Here is a 16,180-nt window from a genome sequence, read left to right as displayed (position 1 = left end):
AAAGAGACTGACAGTTAAGATGGAATCCTTAGCTGTCAGTCTCTTTATTTTTAATTTTAAATATCACTATTCTTGTCTTTTTTTGTTAGCCCTAATTTACCACTAACATCTGTGGCAACTTGTTTTGTTTTATCAGTCAAGCCACGGACAGCCTGTTGACGTTTTTCCTGCTTATCAACTTTTTGATCCATCATATTTTTAAATAGAACATTACTTTGTTGGATGGTTTCTTCATCTGCATAGTAAATTTTTACAAAAGTGGTTGGATCAACGCTTGCACCACCTTTAGGTAGGATACGTAGCACAGTATCACTATCATTGTAGGCATATTTCACGTCAGCTTTTACTTTAACCAGTGCGTAATTGAATTCATACTGTTCAAGTACTTTCGCTGCTTCGTCTAAAGATAATGATTTCACATCTGGTATTTTGACGTAATCTTTTCTTTTATCGAGTTGGCGATTAATAATTTTGGTAGCCTCATCTAGGGCGACCGGAGTAAGTGCAGCTGCTGCAACACGTGCTAATCGACCGATGACTTGTAGTTTTCCCATGATGGATATCACACCTTTCGTTATAGTCTAACTAATGTTGTTAGCCCCATTTTACACTACTTTGTTTTGATAAAGAATAGCAATAAATGTTTTGATAAATGATGAGTCAGTACGCTATGCTACTGTAATCAGTAATTAATTATGAATAGTCTTAGTATCTTTTATTTTTAAAAAGTATGATAAAGTTATAAACAAGTTAAATTAGAATAATTAAATTTGAGAAATTATAAAAAATCAAGTAAAAAAATTTTGCGGCGAGGAATTTGGTATTGGCATTTCGATATGTCTTTAATAATGTACCAATTTCCATAAAAGATAGGAAAAATTATGACAAAAGAAGTTGTATTAGGTGTCGATTTAGGCACATCGGCAGTTAAGGTATCCGCTGTTGACCGCCAAGGAACAATCGTTGCACAAGAGGCATATAATTATCCATTATCACAACCTGCGCCAGGGTATAGTGAGCAAAATCCAGAGGAATGGGTGAGTGGTACAACGGTCGCTATTGTCCGTTTGATTCTGAATGACCACTTAAGTCCTGATCAAATTAAAGGTATTTCATTTTCTGGGCAAATGCACGGATTAGTGACATTGGATAAATCTGGCAAAATCATTCGACCAGCAATTTTGTGGAACGATACACGATCATCTAAACAAACACGTGAGATCAATGAAAAAATGGGTGATGAATTTATTAATATTACCCGTAATCGTGCGCAAGAAGGGTTCACACTCCTAGCTATTTTGTGGTTGAAAGAGAACGAACCAGAGTCATTTGCGCGAATTGATAAAATCGTGACGCCAAAAGATTATTTACGTTATCGTATGACTGGTAAATTACAAATGGAGATATCTGATGCTGCGGGAACAGTTGCATTAGATGTCGCTGCAGGAACTTGGTCGAAGCGAGTTCAAGAAGTGTTTGATTTGCCGGCAACAATGTTCCCAGAAATTATTCAATCAATAGATAACGTTGGCGCAATTTCAGCAGCTTATGCAGAATTTTCTGGTTTATCAACTGATACACAAGTAGTTGGTGGTGCCGCTGATAATGCAGCGGGTGCCATTGGAGCTGCCATTTTAAAGCCCAATATGGTGATGTCATCAATCGGTACATCAGGCGTGGTTTTAAAGTATGAAGATACTGCAGATGTTAACTATCACGGTAAGGTAACTTTCTTTAATCATGCAATTCCAAATAAGTTCTATTCAATGGGTGTGACTTTAGCAGCAGGTTATTCACTATCTTGGTTTAAGAAAAACTTTGCGAGTGAAATAACATTTAATGAAATGGTTGATTCAGCACAATCATCAACGATTGGGGCTAACGGCTTATTGTTTACACCATATATTGTTGGTGAACGTGGTGACGGTGATATTCGTGGTGTCTTTATTGGCGTTGATGGTACACAGAATCGGGCGGATTTTGTGCGTTCAGTGTTAGAAGGTATTATCTACTCATTTAAAGATTTGTTTGAAATTTATGAAGCAGCCGGTGCTAACTTTGATACAGTTGTTGCCATTGGTGGTGGGGCAAAATCACCACTTTGGTTACAAATACAGGCAGATATTTTTGATACGAAAGTTGTGGCATTACAGAATGAGCAAGGTCCTGGTATGGGAGCAGCTATCCTAGCAGCTGTTGGTCTTAGTTGGTTTGATAGCGTGCAAGAGGCTGCCAATACATTTATGAGTTTTGGTCAAACTTATGAACCAATTCCAGAAAATGTTGCAAAGTATCATAAATATTATGAATTATACAAGCAGATATATGGTCAAACAGCTAAGTTGTCACATGATTTGTTAGCGTTAAGAAGAAAGTAAAATGTATAGCATGGCAGATTAAATGCCATGCTATTTTTTTGGCTCAAATTTTTGTTAAAATGTAGCCAATACTAAATGGCCATTGCAATGGTCATTTAATTAAGAAAACGCTTTCAGATACACGATAGAATATAAATTGTAGAAAGGAAGTGGAAAAATGAGCACCAATAATTTAGAAAGTAAAATATTGATGTTTTTGGGGCAACAAACGGATTTTGTTGATGCCCAAGCAATTTCACAGACTTTTGATGTGTCAAAAAAGACCGTATATCGCATGATTAACAAGTTAAATCAAGAACAGAAAGTGGTTGAATCACAACGTGGGCGTGGATACCGTTTACGAGAGAATCGTCCTTCAACGCCGACGACCGAGCAAGATGAACAACGGCAATTTGATTTAGCGATTAATTTATTGCATTCGTTTCCGCATGGGTTAAATCGATGGCATTTGTTAGAAAAGTTGTACATTTCAGAATCAACATTGCAACGTGATTTAAGTATTTTAAATGACATGCTGCATTCGTTTCACATTAGTATTGATCGATCTGCTGGTGAGGCAAAAGTTGTGGGGACTGAGGTACAAGTTCGCAAAGCGTTGAATTATTTTTTGTTAGAGAATACCGTTACGCAACAAGTTGTTGAAGGGTTGGCTGGCATTTTTCCAGATATTTCAAAAACTGATCAAACGTTTATTAGCTCGCAAATGACATTGATTGAAAAAGAACTTGATGTTGAGATTTTGGACCCATATACGGTTAATATTTTTTCACATCTCTACATTTTATTAGATAGAGTTAGGACGCATAATGTTGAATTGGCGACACCAACTGAGATAAATCATCATTACGATGAGTTACTATTACGGGTTGCGCGACAGGTTATTAATAACATCAGTGAATATGCTCATGTTGAAATTAACAGTCAGGAAATTGAGAACCTGATGCTATATTTAGTCGGATTACGATATGATCGTACATTGGACAACAGCCAAGAAGACGAGGCACGTCAGTTAGTGGACTATTTGATTCATGGATTGCCTTTACCACCCCATGTTAATATCGAAAATTTACGCAATGCTTTGATTGGACATGTCCGACCGATGATTCATCGTATGAAGGAAGATATGCTGATTGTTAATCCAATTTTGAATGATATTCGTTTTAGTTATGAAGAAACATTTTCTCAGGTGCAACAAGTTTTGCAACATACACAGTATGATGTCTCGGAAGATGAAATTGGCTTTTTAACATTATATGTTGTGAGAGCATTAGAAGAAGCCAGCGTGAAAAAACGTGTGCTATTGATGTGTTCCACAGGAATTGGCACGGCACAGTTATTGCAGACTAAGGTGCGACGGGCATTTCCTGATTTTGATATTGTTGGCACAATTTCAGCTCGAGATTATGAGTTACATCTCAAAAAATTTGAGCAGATTGATTTAGTTATTTCAACTGTTGCTATTCATTTTCAACCAGCATCGCCAGTTATTCAGGTCAGTGCATTATTTAACGAGAGCGATCGTCGCAAAGTTGAGGAGATGTTATATGGTTAAAATTAAATTTTTATCAATGGCGACATTACCAACGATACCTGCAATGGCAGAAATTATTGCAGACCAATTCAATCTAAATAATAAAGATGTGTTGGCTGTGATGCAGGCACGTGAAGCATTAGGGAGTACAGCGATTGCAGAAGATATGATTATGCCACATGTTGAACTGCCAAATCTTGCTGTCCAAGGATTATCATTTATTAATGCCCAATCAAAATATGCGTTAATTTTAGTTATTGATAGTCAAAACCCTGATAATCAATTGATTGGCATATTGGGTGAGCTTTTACAGTCAGAAATGCTGATCAAATTAAAACAAGTTACATCGCAACAAGCATTAGAAAAATTTATCAAGGAGGTGAGTTTGAATGTTATCAGATAAAATCGTTTTACTTGATGAAAGTGCTACGGATGATCAAGAAGCACTCGCAAAATTAGCGGATCGATTAATTGCAAGTGGGGCAGTTAAAGCCTCTTACAAACCAGCCATTTTACAACGTGAGATTGACTTTCCAACTGGTTTGGCAACAGATAAGATTGGTATCGCAATACCGCATACAGATGCAGAGCATGTTAATTATGATCAAATTGGTGTCTTACGATTACGAGACCCAGTGACATTTTTACAAATGGGGGATGGTGAAAAAGTTCCAGTTAAATTTGTATTTATGTTAGCGCTAAAGGAAGCACATGCACAACTAGGTATGCTACAAACCTTAGTTGCTTTGATTCAAAATGAATCAAAAATACAACAATTGTTATTAGCAAAAAATGCAGAAGAAATTATTGAAACATTAAAGAGCGCAGGAATAAAGTAGAGAGGGAAAATTATGGGAGTGATTAAATGGTTATTAGATGCTGGCCCAACAGTATTCTTACCACTATTACTATTTATTTTTGGACTAGCATTACGTATTAAACCAGGCAAGGCTTTTAAATCTGCTTTGATGGTTGGTATTGGTTTTACTGGGTTGAACTTAGTTATTAAATTATTGACTGATAACTTAGGTCCAGCAGCCCAAGCGATGGTTAAAAATTTTGGCCTATCATTAAACTCGATTGATGTTGGTTGGCCAGCAGCTTCAGCTATTTCATATGGGACAACATTAGGAAGTTTAGCTATCCCAATTGGTGTTGCTTTGAATGTGGTCTTGTTAGTGATTGGCTTGACTAAAACATTGGACGTCGATTTGTGGAATTATTGGCACATTGCATTTTCAGGATCACTAGTCTATGCAGCAACAAATAATTTTGGCTTGGGTCTGTTTACGATGATCGTACATGCTATGTGGATTTATTTCTTAGCAGATCTGGCTGCACCAACAATTCAGAAACATTATGGATTAGAGGGAATTTCATTTCCACAAGGAGCTTCTGCCCCAGGATTCGTATTGGCTCTGCCAATTAACTGGGTTCTAGATCGTATTCCTGGTGTAAAGAAAATTCATTGGACACCAGAAACGATTCAAAAGAAACTTGGTGTCTTTGGTGATTCAGCTGTCATGGGACTGATTATTGGAATTGTTATTGGTGCTTTGGCACAATATGATTTAACTAAGATATTAAACTTAGGAATTACAACATCTGCTGTTTTGATTTTGATGCCACGTATGGTAGCTATCTTGATGGAAGGTTTGTCACCAATATCAGAAGCAGCAAACACCATGGTACAAAAGCACTTCCCAGGACGTAATTTGTATATTGGAATGGATTCAGCCTTGGCTGTTGGTCAAGAAGCCGTACTGTCAGCTTCATTGATTTTGGTACCCGTTTCATTACTAATTGCGGTTATCTTACCAGGAAATCGTGTCTTACCATTCGGAGATTTAGCAACGATTCCATTTATGTTAGCTGTCATGGCCGCAGTATTCGGTGGTAACGTGTTCCGAATTGTTGTTGGTGGTATTATCGACATTGCCGTATCATTGTATATTGCATCTTGGATTGCCCCACTTCTAACAACTGCAGCAAAATCAGCGCATTTTGCAATGAATGGCGCATCATCAATTTCAGTTTTGTCAGATGGTGGTGCCTGGACGACATTGCTAATTGTTGGCTTAGGAAAACTAATGTCATGGAGCGGTATGGCTATCGTCTTTGTCATTGTTCTTGGTTTGATGATTTGGCTAAACAAGTTCAAGAAAACTGCAAAAGTAGAAGAATAAAAAGTTACTCGTAAAAAGGAGAAATAATTATGGCAAAGTCATTAATGGTCGTTTGTGGAACAGGTATCGCAACTTCAACAGTTGCAACAGGTAAAATTAAGGATTATCTTGAATCAGTTGGCAAGATTGATCAGGTAAAATTCTTGCAGTCAAAAATTGCTGATGAAGTTAGTGCTATCGAAAATGATGATTATGATATTGTGGTTTCAACAACGATGGTGCCAAGTGCAATTAAAGATAAGGTTATCAATGGGGTTGCCTTGCTAACTGGTGTTGGTACGCAAAAGGTTTTTGAAGAAATTGAAGCAAAACTATAAGTTAATGAGACAGCGGGCGTGTTGAAGTCAGCTGGATGCTAACAAAAAACAATCAGTGGTAATAAATAGGCCACTGATTGTTTTTTATTGTTTTAGAATCTCTTCATAAGCTAATTGTTTAATAACTGATGTATGTTCTGGATATTTATTAATTAATGTTGACTGGGTAAAAAGTTCAAAATCATTGTAATCAAACCCAGGGGTTACCACACAGCTGACAACGCTGAAACTATCGCTAACACTTGAACCAAAGATTGTGCCCTTAGGTACAGTATATGAAAGGCATTCACCGTTTGTAAGGTTTGGGCCAATTTTAATTGCCTCATAATGACCATCTGGGAAAATACAGTGTACCGTTAGTGGTGAACCAGCATGGTAAAACCAAGTTTCATCTGAAGATAAACGATGAAAGTGTGAAGGGTTATCAGTGGTCAATAAAAAAATAATTGAGGTAAATAGTGGACGGCTTCCTTGTGGCAAGTCGAGTGATTCATTACTGCGGGTAGTTTCAACAAAATAGCCACCCTCTGGATGTGGTTCAAGATGGAGATTTTTAATCCAATAATTCATAGATTCAGTCATAATAAATTACTCCTGTGTTCGTTATTTTGTTTCCTATTATAACAAATCTGATTTGGTTAAACTGGCGTTAAGTAAAGATAATTTGGCATGAGGTAAACGGACACTTTTTGTAATTTGTAGGTCAAGTGCATTGCATTAATCAACGTGTTAGAATGAGTCCATATAGTGAAGATGATTTGAAAAATACGTCAGAAGAGGATTAGACGAATGAGTGATTTTTTGGATATCAAACAGGCCATTATGGCTGATGAACAAAATCAGTCCTATACTGAACGGGGCATTGGACCAGTTTATCAAGTAGGACCAGATGTTCGTATATTGATTATTGGTCAAGCACCTGGTGCAAAAGTGGAACAAACGGGTATTCCGTTCAATGATCAAAGTGGTGATCGGTTACGAGAATGGATGGGTATTACCTCAGATGAATTTTACAATAGTGGTAAAGTTGGTAATTTACCACTAGATTTCTATTTTCCTGGTAAAGGCAAAAGTGGTGATTTACCGCCACGTAAGGGATTTGCTGAAAAATGGCATCCTAAAATGCTAGCGGATATGCCAAAAGTTTCATTGATTATTTTGGTGGGTGCTTATGCACAACGTTTCTATTTACCAATTAAAAAATCTGAAACTATGACAGCTGTTATTAAACGGTCACAAGAATTTGAACCTAAATTTATGCCAATCGTTCATCCATCACCAAGAAATAATATCTGGTTGCGCAAAAATCCTTGGTTTGAAGCTGACATTGTACCAAGATTACAAGCTCGAGTACGTGAGTTGATGAATGAAAAGTAAAATTGCAAAGTAAAAGCACAGGTGCAAAACATCTGTGCTTTTATTAGCTTCAATGAAAAGTTATTGGACCTCAAAACGGCAGCATATCAGCTCTTTTTCTAAACGCGCTCCGATAAGCAGCATTCCTTATATAAGTCCAATTTTGACCCAGCCGCTTGCAGCGCCAGGGCACAAAACAGACCTTATACCAGAACGCTAAGCGCTTATTGTCACGCTCTCCATAAACGCGATAAATTTTCTTTCCAGTGAATATAAGTCATAAACACGCCGTAATGCCTACGCAGTCGCTACGGCGAATACGTCGAGGTTACGCCTTATATTCACTTCCAAGAGCGAAAATTAATCAGCTCTTTTTATTACTCAAACTCTTCGTACTCATTTGGGTCTTGACCATCAATTCGACCGTCTTCGCGATTTAGGTCGTTGATTGCGGCAATTTCATTATTTTCTAGTTCAAAATCAAAGACATCAAGATCTTCACGTTGGTGGGCAGGGTTAGATGAGCGCAAAACCGGGATAATACCACGGTCAATATGCCAACGAGTAATGATTTGGCTTGTTGATTTACCGTATTTTTCGGCAATTTTCTGAATCACTGGTTCTTTCAAAGCTGCGCTACCACGGCCAAGTGGGCTCCAAGCCTCAACCTTAATGCCGCGACGTAGGTTTTCCAAAACATTGTCTTCTTGCACCCAATAAGGATGAATTTCAATTTGGTTGACAGCGGGTTTAACCCCAGTTTCTTCAATAATTCGATCTAAATGTTCAGGTTCGAAATTCGATACACCGATTGAACGAATGAGACCTTGCTTTTGTGCATCTACCAAAGCTTGCCAAGCTTCAACGTATAAACCACGTTTTGGCAATGGCCAGTGAATGATAAACAAATCGAAATAATCAATCCCCATGCGGGCTAGTGATTCTTGAATAGCATCCCGCGCACTTTCATAGTCATGATATTTACCAGGTAGCTTTGATGTAATGAAGAATTCTGAACGTGGTACGCCAGAATGACGAATTGCTTTACCAACAATTCCTTCATTATCATAGTTAGTAGCTGAGTCAATTAGACGATAACCGCTTTTAATTGCTGCGAGAATTTGTTGGAATCCTGCGCCTCCTTTTAGTTGATAAGTTCCAAGTCCTAAGTTAGGTAACTGGTGACCATCATTTAATGTAATATTTGGAATCGACATAAAAAACCTCCTTAGTAATCTAAATCTACTTTCGCATTTAAAATAGTAATTTGCAAGTAGTTGCTATCGCATTATTTTGTAACTAACGGTAACATAAGGATAGTGATTTTATTGGAGGAATGTAAAGCGTGAAAAAAGGATTTAACTTTGGTAAGTGGGTACTGGTCATATTTGCATTGATGATGATACTTTTGGGGATTTATTCATTATTTGATGTGTTTATAAATCAGGTTATTTGGTACCACTTGGTAGTCGTTGTTTTATTTGGCATTATTGGTTTTAGTGTCCGCACAAAAGAAAAATGGCTATATTTTGCGACAGCAGCTATCTGGTTGATAAACGTTATTTGGGATTTAATTCGTTTGATTTAATATGACAAAGAAGGGTGAAAATATGATATCAATACCATTATCAGCAGAACTAACAGTATCAGCAGATAAACTATTACAACAACATCTATTGATTGTAGGGGCAACTGGCAGTGGTAAATCAACAAGTGCCATGACGATTTTGCATGGTCTAATGGATCAAAATCAAACCGCCATGATTATTGACCCAACTGGAGAATATACGCACCTTCCAAATGCTGTTGTGGCCAAATTAGGCTATAACGCATACATTGATTACGAAAAATTAACCGGTCAGGATTTGAGTTTATTATTTGGTGTAACAGACCATGATATACAAGAAAAATTGTCCGATGCATTGGACAGCTTAAAAATACAAAAAAATATTGTCCATGAAAATGGCATATATAAAAAGGTAGACCGTCCTTGGAACACTTTTGAAAAGGACATGCATAGCCTCTATCACTATCCACAGCCAGTTGATTTAGAAGCGCTTCCTGAGCAACTCAGACAAGAATATGCCATGCCAGTGGATAACTTTGATTTGATTGGTCAAAAAATTGATGAGACGGGTTTCGCAAAATGTTTACCATTAGTTCGGCGTATTAAACGGTTAACCAGTCAAAGACGTTTCCGACAACTCTTTCATATGCCTTTGTTAGAAGATGAGATTGAACCATCTCATATGCAAACAGATGTAATGTACCTATTACGATTGTTTGCTAGTCATCGTAGTGACCACAAAATTTTAGTCATTGACTGTTCTTCATTTGCTGGTGACCTAGAAATTGGGCAGGTGATTGTATCACTGTTAACAACAGCATTATTACGTGAAAAGCAACAATTGCGGCAAAGTGTGCCAGTTACCTTGTTGATTGATGAGGCCCATCGTTACTTAATGACGGAATATTTAGCAACAAATGGTATTTTTCGAATTGCTCGAGAAGGACGTAAAGTGGGTTTGTTCTTAATGTTGACCACGCAAAGTCCACTTGATTTACCTGTTGAATTATTAGGTCAGTTTGGGCATTATTTGGTTCATCAATTAAATACAAGTCGTGAATTAGAGCAAATACCTGCGTTGCAAAGTTATAGCCAACGAATAGCTCATCAAAATGTCGGTCAGGCATTACTGGCAGGCAATAATTTTGTACCACCAAAAGAACTAGCTATTTTATTTATTTCAGAAATGAATCATCAGACAACAACACCACAGTTTTTCTAGTTTAAAATGATAATGAAAAAGCCTATGGAGAATGCATTTCAACTCCATAGGCTTTATATCATTATTCTTCTGTTGGTTCTGGAATGAATGTATCGACGGCTGACCAAAAAGTGACCAGAGAAAATACGATAACAAAATGCCAAGCGATAGTTGTCCAGGCATTGCCATACACATTGGTGTAAGTGTTAATTAAACGTTGTGCAAAGACAAGTGCGATAACCTCTTCAACCGCAATAACTAGCACTGTTAGTACAGCAGCAGCAGCAAGTACAGCACCAATCAATAGGATAAATGATGCAAGATGCTGTGCAATCCAGCGCAAAGACCATGCTTTGGCAGTCTTGTGATTCATGAGTTGACAACCTCCAATAGTTAATACTAAGCTCCATTATACGTGAAATTAAGGTCGGTGGCCAAAAAACGTAGAAAATATCGCAAATTATAAAATAAAATTTTGTTAAAATTAATGGTATGGCGTATTATTAAGTTTTAATTAACAATACGGTTGTCAAAAGGGGTATAATACAGTTAGCATAATCGAGATTAAAGGAGACGTTTTATGGTCAATGATTGGATTAAAATTCATGGCGCACGCGCTCATAATTTAAAAAATGTAGATGTGGATATCCCAAGAGATAAGTTTGTTGTCATGACAGGATTATCAGGTTCTGGAAAGAGTTCGTTAGCATTTGACACGTTGTATGCTGAGGGGCAAAGACGGTATGTTGAAAGCCTATCGGCGTATGCACGTCAATTTTTGGGACAAATGGACAAACCAGATGTTGATGCAATTGATGGATTAAGTCCGGCTATCTCAATTGATCAAAAAACGACATCAAAAAATCCGCGATCAACGGTAGGAACCGTTACGGAAATTAATGATTACTATCGTTTACTATTTGCACGTGTCGGCAAACCAGATCCTGCGGCAGATGGTACGATTGTTAAAAAGTCGATCGATCAGATGTTAAATGATCTTTCAGAACGATTGCCTGAAGGGAGTCGATTACAAATATTGGCGCCAATTATTCGCCATAAACGTGGTTCACATGCCACTGCTTTTGAAAGAATTCAAAAGGAGGGGTTTGTTCGATTTATTGTTGACGGTGAAATGCATGAGGTGACTGATGATATTGATTTAAATAAGAATAAATATCATGATATTGCGATTGTTGTCGATCGAATTATCCTCCGTGAGAGTTCACGGGCACGACTTTTTGAATCCTTTGAATCTGCAATGCGGCTAGCGGAAGGTTTGGTAACAGTGGATGTTGTTAGAGGAGAAGAACAACAGTTGACGTATTCAGACCACTACACTGGACCCTTAAAAAACTTTGCAGTGGGTAAACTTGAACCACAGCTATTTTCATTCAATGCGCCTTTGGGAGCTTGTCCAGTATGTGGTGGCTTAGGTATCACATTGGAAGTTGATATTGATCGCGTTGTGCCTGATCAGAGTAAGACTTTAGCTGAAGGAGCAATTGACGCTTGGAACCCAATTTCTTCATCATATTATCCTGAAATGCTTCGTCAATTTGCCGATTCAAGGAACATTCCAATGGATGTACCTTTTGAAGAGTTAACGGATGAACAGCGTGAACTTATTTTATATGGATCAGGAGAAAAAACATTTCATTTCCATTATGAAAATGATTTTGGTGGTGTGCGTGACGTTGACGTTGTCTTTGAAGGTGTGATGAATAACATTAACCGGCGTTATCGTGAATCAAATTCTGATTTTACACGTGAGCAAATGCGTAGCTATATGGATGAATTACCATGTCAAGCATGTCATGGCTATCGGTTAAATGAGGGCGCATTGTCTGTGAAAATTGGTGGTCAAAATATTGGTCAGATTTCTGAACAATCAGTAGACCATGAACTATCATTTTTTGAACAATTGTCATTTGGGCAACAGGATCAAGAAGTTGCAGCACCAATTGTTAAGGAGATTAAAGATCGATTACGTTTCTTGAAAAACGTTGGGCTAGAATATTTGACGTTGTCACGTTCGGCTCGAACTTTGTCAGGTGGTGAAGCACAACGAATTCGTTTAGCAACACAAATCGGATCAAATTTGTCTGGTGTTATGTATGTTCTTGATGAACCATCAATTGGATTACATCAGCGCGATAATGATCGCTTGATTCATTCGTTGCATCAAATGCGTGACTTAGGCAATACATTGATTGTGGTCGAACATGATGAAGATACCATGCGTGCAGCTGATTACATTATTGACGTGGGACCTGGTGCTGGTGAACATGGTGGTGAAATTATGGCTACCGGGACACCGGTTGAAATTGAAGAAAATCCACAGTCGTTAACGGGACAGTACCTTGCTGGGAAAAAATTTATTCCAGTGCCAGAAACACGTCGTCCAGGTAATGGACAGAAGATTACGATTTCAGGAGCTGCCGAAAACAATCTAAAAAATATTAAAGTTGATTTCCCATTAGGTAAGTTTACCGTAGTGACTGGGGTATCAGGATCAGGTAAGTCAACCTTAGTTAATACGATCCTTAAACGGGCGTTGAAAATGGAACTTAATCATAATTCGGAGAAACCTGGTAAGTACCGTAAAATAACGGGTTATGAAAATATTGATAAAATTGTTGATATTGACCAGAGCCCAATTGGTCGTACACCACGCTCAAATCCAGCGACCTACACAGGGGTCTTTGACGACATTCGAGAACTATTTGCTCAGACAAACGAAGCCAAAATGCGCGGATACAAGAAAGGACGCTTTTCATTTAATACGAAAGGTGGTCGGTGTGAAGCATGTAAAGGCGATGGCGTTATTAAAATTGAAATGAACTTTTTGCCAGATGTATATGTGACTTGTGAAGTTTGTGGTGGTACCCGTTATAATTCTGAAACTCTTGAAGTGACTTATCGTGGCTTAACAATTGCGGATGTATTGAACTTAACTGCGGAGCAAGCGGTCGACTTTTTCGCTGCTATTCCAAAAATTCACCGTAAGTTGCAAACAATGGTTGATGTGGGTCTAGGATATGTGAAGTTGGGTCAATCCGCAACAACCTTGTCAGGTGGTGAGGCACAACGAATGAAGTTGGCATCTGAATTGCAACGTCGATCAACAGGGAAAACATTCTATATACTAGATGAGCCAACAACAGGTTTGCACGTGGCAGATATTTCTAGGTTGTTAGAGGTTCTGCAACGGCTTGTTGATGGTGGTAATTCAGTCTTGATTATTGAACATAATTTAGATGTCATCAAAACAGCTGATTGGTTGATTGATATGGGTCCCGAAGGTGGTGAAGGCGGTGGTAATGTCTTGGTAACAGGAACGCCAGAAAAAATTGCTGCAACTCCAACTTCATACACTGGACAATATTTAGGGCCAATTATGGTTCGAGATCGGCAACGAGCAAAAGAAATAAATTAGGTCTGACTTGCAATTTTATCACGAAGTATTATACTTATATTTTGTAAGTTAAATTCAATGTATTGAGAGGTAACAATCATGGCAGAGAAGTTAGATGTTGCGTCAGCTAGACGTAAAATGAAGAGTCCTAATATCAAAACTCGTAAGCGTGCATTGAAAGCACTGCACGAAGCAAGTCGACAAACAACTAAAAAATAGCAGTATTTGACTGGTTCTCAAGGTTTGGGAACCAGTTTTTTCATTAATGAGAATACCCGGGTGTATCTTAAAAATGATACAATGGACAAGATAAATTAAGAGGAGGATAACCAGATGGACAAAAAAGAATTAGTTATAGTCACTGGTATGAGTGGAGCTGGCAAAACGGTTGCCATTCAGGCATTTGAAGATCTTGGTTATTTTACAGTTCAGAATTTACCACCTGCAATGTTACCAAAATTTTGGCAAATGATTTCAGATGAAGAAAATATCCAACGTGCAGCAGTCATGATTGATTTACGATCACAAAGTTTTTTTGCTGACTTAGATCACGAAGTTCGGGAACTAAGAAAAAACAGTTATGACAAGTATGATTTGAAAATTGTTTATATCGATGCTTCTGATGGTGAACTAGTTGCCCGTTATAAAGAAACACGACGCTCACATCCCTTATCTGGGGAAGGTGGTACCTTATATGGTATCCAATTAGAGCGCGAGAAACTGGCGAAAATTCGTGACTTAGCCAGTGAAATCATTCATACTGACGATTACGCACCACGACAATTACGAAATTATATTCAAGCGCACTTTGGTTCAGAAACTGACCAGGCAGGAACGTTTTCAATTCAGGTCATGAGCTTTGGCTTTAAATATGGTATTGCGGTTGATGCCGATTTAGTCTTTGATGTGAGATTTTTGCCTAATCCTTATTACCAAGAAGATTTGCGGCAACTAACAGGTTTAGATAAAGCAGTAGCTGACTATGTTTGGCGCACAGATGATGCAAAGGAATTTTATGAACGCATTAGTGAGCAAATAAAGTGGCTACTACCAAAATATAAAGCCGAGGGAAAGAGTACTTTGACTGTGGCATTTGGTTGTACTGGGGGTCAACATCGCTCGGTTGCTTTTGCACATCGTTTGCATGAAGATTTAGCGAAGAATTGGGTTGTCAATGAGCGACACCGTGATATCGAACGCCGAAAGGAGAGTAGTAACCGATCATGACAGAAAAATATACAGTTAAACGTGTCCCTAAAATCGTTGTGATTGGTGGTGGTTCCGGTCAACCCGTTGTTTTAAATGGATTGAAAAAATATGATAGTGATTTAACGGCAATTATCACAGTTGCTGATGATGGTGGTTCGTCTGGCACCTTACGTGATTATCTAAAAATGGTACCGCCTGGAGATATTAGGAATGTGATTGCGACATTGTCAAATTTACCAGCCAGTTTAATTGATATCTTCCAATATCGTTTTAAGCCAGAAGATGATATGCTGGCACATCACTCCTTAGGAAATTTGATTATTGCGGCAATGGCTGAAAAAGAACATGATATTTTTGATGGGATACAGTTATTAACAAAAATCATGCAAGTTCAAGGTCATGTATATCCAGTTGCTAATGAACCACTAGTACTACATGCTGCTTTTTCGGATGGCACCAAACTAGCAGGCGAGGCTGAAATAACAGCAGCACATAAGGCGATTGACCATATTTGGGTGACGTCTCAAGAAACATCTGCTGCACATACTGTACAATCACCTAGTCAAGTTGTGAATGCTATTTTAGAGGCTGATATTGTGGTGCTTGGACCAGGCAGTTTATTTACTAGCGTGTTGCCTAATTTAATGGTACCGAATGTTGCCGAGGCGTTACGAGCAACGCGTGCTAAGGTAGTGTACATTGCGAATATTATGACCCAAAAAGGTGAGACAGATAATTTTACGGATGCGGATCATGTTGAGGCGATTAATAAGCATGTCGGAGAACGCATTGTTGATGCCGTGATCATGAATACTGGCACAGTGCCTGAGGATTATATTGATTGGCAACGTTGGAATGAGATTTCATACCAGGTACATTCAGATCCAGAGGCTGTGCAAGCACTGGGAGCTGAGCCAGTTTTGGGTGACTTACTAGCCTTGCGTGATGATGGTGCATTCCATGATGGGGATGCGGTCGCACAATTAATTATGCAATTAGTGAAAAAACAATAGAAAAAAT

At 38.2% G+C, this 16,180-nt stretch carries 17 protein-coding genes; 13 read left to right on the top strand and 4 right to left on the bottom strand.

Annotated elements, in window-relative coordinates; genetic code table 11:
* Positions 1–56: 56 nt before the first annotated feature.
* A complete protein-coding gene (locus HMPREF0877_RS03625; RefSeq protein WP_002827868.1) occupies positions 57–554 on the bottom strand; it encodes a PASTA domain-containing protein in 498 nt (165 codons plus the stop codon).
* 327 nt (positions 555–881) lie between these two features.
* Here HMPREF0877_RS03625 and xylB point away from each other — a divergent pair, with 327 nt between their 5' ends.
* The 6 genes from xylB (at position 882) to HMPREF0877_RS03595 (ending at position 6,412) form a co-directional block, all read left to right on the top strand.
* On the top strand, positions 882–2,378 hold the full coding sequence (gene xylB, locus HMPREF0877_RS03620) for a xylulokinase (protein WP_002827867.1): 1,497 nt from the start codon (positions 882–884) through the stop codon (positions 2,376–2,378).
* Between the two features lie 157 nt (positions 2,379–2,535).
* Positions 2,536–3,930 carry a BglG family transcription antiterminator gene (locus HMPREF0877_RS03615; protein ID WP_002827866.1) on the top strand — a complete coding sequence of 465 codons (1,395 nt, stop codon included), beginning with the start codon at positions 2,536–2,538 and terminating at the stop codon, positions 3,928–3,930.
* Positions 3,923–4,312, top strand: coding sequence for a PTS sugar transporter subunit IIA (locus tag HMPREF0877_RS03610; RefSeq protein WP_002827865.1), 390 nt, complete (start codon positions 3,923–3,925; stop codon positions 4,310–4,312). The genes HMPREF0877_RS03615 and HMPREF0877_RS03610 overlap by 8 nt, the downstream gene beginning before the upstream one ends.
* Positions 4,299–4,748: a PTS sugar transporter subunit IIA gene (locus HMPREF0877_RS03605; RefSeq protein ID WP_002827864.1), complete on the top strand. Its 450-nt coding sequence runs from the start codon at positions 4,299–4,301 to the stop codon at positions 4,746–4,748. Before HMPREF0877_RS03610 ends, HMPREF0877_RS03605 begins: the two co-directional genes overlap by 14 nt.
* A 12-nt stretch (positions 4,749–4,760) precedes the next feature.
* Positions 4,761–6,095 (top strand): PTS galactitol transporter subunit IIC, encoded by a 1,335-nt coding sequence (locus HMPREF0877_RS03600; RefSeq protein WP_002827862.1) that lies wholly within the window; start codon positions 4,761–4,763, stop codon positions 6,093–6,095.
* Between the two features lie 29 nt (positions 6,096–6,124).
* Complete coding sequence (locus tag HMPREF0877_RS03595) at positions 6,125–6,412, top strand: PTS sugar transporter subunit IIB (protein ID WP_002827861.1); 288 nt, start codon at positions 6,125–6,127, stop codon at positions 6,410–6,412.
* An 84-nt stretch (positions 6,413–6,496) separates the two neighbouring features.
* Here the strand turns inward: HMPREF0877_RS03595 and HMPREF0877_RS03590 are convergent, their stop codons facing one another.
* Positions 6,497–6,994, bottom strand: a complete 498-nt coding sequence (locus HMPREF0877_RS03590) for a cupin domain-containing protein (RefSeq protein ID WP_002827860.1) — start codon at positions 6,992–6,994, stop codon at positions 6,497–6,499.
* 207 nt (positions 6,995–7,201) lie between these two features.
* Between HMPREF0877_RS03590 and HMPREF0877_RS03585 the strand changes: the two genes are divergently transcribed.
* Entirely contained in the window at positions 7,202–7,789 is a 588-nt protein-coding gene (locus HMPREF0877_RS03585) for a uracil-DNA glycosylase family protein (RefSeq protein WP_002827859.1), read from the top strand.
* 356 nt (positions 7,790–8,145) lie between these two features.
* Here HMPREF0877_RS03585 and HMPREF0877_RS03580 read toward each other — a convergent pair whose 3' ends face one another.
* Entirely contained in the window at positions 8,146–8,985 is an 840-nt protein-coding gene (locus tag HMPREF0877_RS03580; RefSeq protein ID WP_002827858.1) for an aldo/keto reductase, read from the bottom strand.
* Positions 8,986–9,113: 128 nt separating this feature from the next.
* Here HMPREF0877_RS03580 and HMPREF0877_RS03575 point away from each other — a divergent pair, with 128 nt between their 5' ends.
* Together HMPREF0877_RS03575 and HMPREF0877_RS03570 are read left to right on the top strand one after the other, a co-directional pair.
* Positions 9,114–9,356, top strand: coding sequence for a hypothetical protein (locus HMPREF0877_RS03575; RefSeq protein WP_002827857.1), 243 nt, complete (start codon positions 9,114–9,116; stop codon positions 9,354–9,356).
* A gap of 22 nt (positions 9,357–9,378) precedes the next feature.
* A complete protein-coding gene (locus HMPREF0877_RS03570; RefSeq protein ID WP_131473296.1) occupies positions 9,379–10,557 on the top strand; it encodes an ATP-binding protein in 1,179 nt (392 codons plus the stop codon).
* Positions 10,558–10,618: 61 nt separating this feature from the next.
* Here the strand turns inward: HMPREF0877_RS03570 and HMPREF0877_RS03565 are convergent, their stop codons facing one another.
* Complete coding sequence (locus HMPREF0877_RS03565; RefSeq protein WP_002827854.1) at positions 10,619–10,909, bottom strand: hypothetical protein; 291 nt, start codon at positions 10,907–10,909, stop codon at positions 10,619–10,621.
* Positions 10,910–11,116: 207 nt separating this feature from the next.
* On the opposite strand from HMPREF0877_RS03565, the gene uvrA reads away from it, so the two are divergent.
* The 4 genes from uvrA to HMPREF0877_RS03550 all read left to right on the top strand — a co-directional run bounded on the left by uvrA (position 11,117) and on the right by HMPREF0877_RS03550 (position 16,173).
* On the top strand, positions 11,117–13,972 hold the full coding sequence (gene uvrA, locus HMPREF0877_RS03560) for an excinuclease ABC subunit UvrA (RefSeq protein ID WP_002827853.1): 2,856 nt from the start codon (positions 11,117–11,119) through the stop codon (positions 13,970–13,972).
* Between the two features lie 78 nt (positions 13,973–14,050).
* Complete coding sequence (locus tag HMPREF0877_RS10100) at positions 14,051–14,170, top strand: putative metal homeostasis protein (RefSeq protein ID WP_002827852.1); 120 nt, start codon at positions 14,051–14,053, stop codon at positions 14,168–14,170.
* A 114-nt stretch (positions 14,171–14,284) separates the two neighbouring features.
* Positions 14,285–15,178 (top strand): RNase adapter RapZ, encoded by an 894-nt coding sequence (rapZ, locus tag HMPREF0877_RS03555; protein ID WP_002827851.1) that lies wholly within the window; start codon positions 14,285–14,287, stop codon positions 15,176–15,178.
* Positions 15,175–16,173: a gluconeogenesis factor YvcK family protein gene (locus HMPREF0877_RS03550; protein ID WP_002827850.1), complete on the top strand. Its 999-nt coding sequence runs from the start codon at positions 15,175–15,177 to the stop codon at positions 16,171–16,173. The genes rapZ and HMPREF0877_RS03550 overlap by 4 nt, the downstream gene beginning before the upstream one ends.
* Positions 16,174–16,180 lie beyond the last annotated feature (7 nt).

This window comes from Weissella paramesenteroides ATCC 33313 (assembly GCF_000160575.1).
In the GTDB taxonomy this organism is placed as follows: domain Bacteria; phylum Bacillota; class Bacilli; order Lactobacillales; family Lactobacillaceae; genus Weissella; species Weissella paramesenteroides.
The sequence above is the reverse complement of the archived record's forward strand: the minus strand, read 5'-3'. Positions and strand labels throughout refer to the sequence as shown.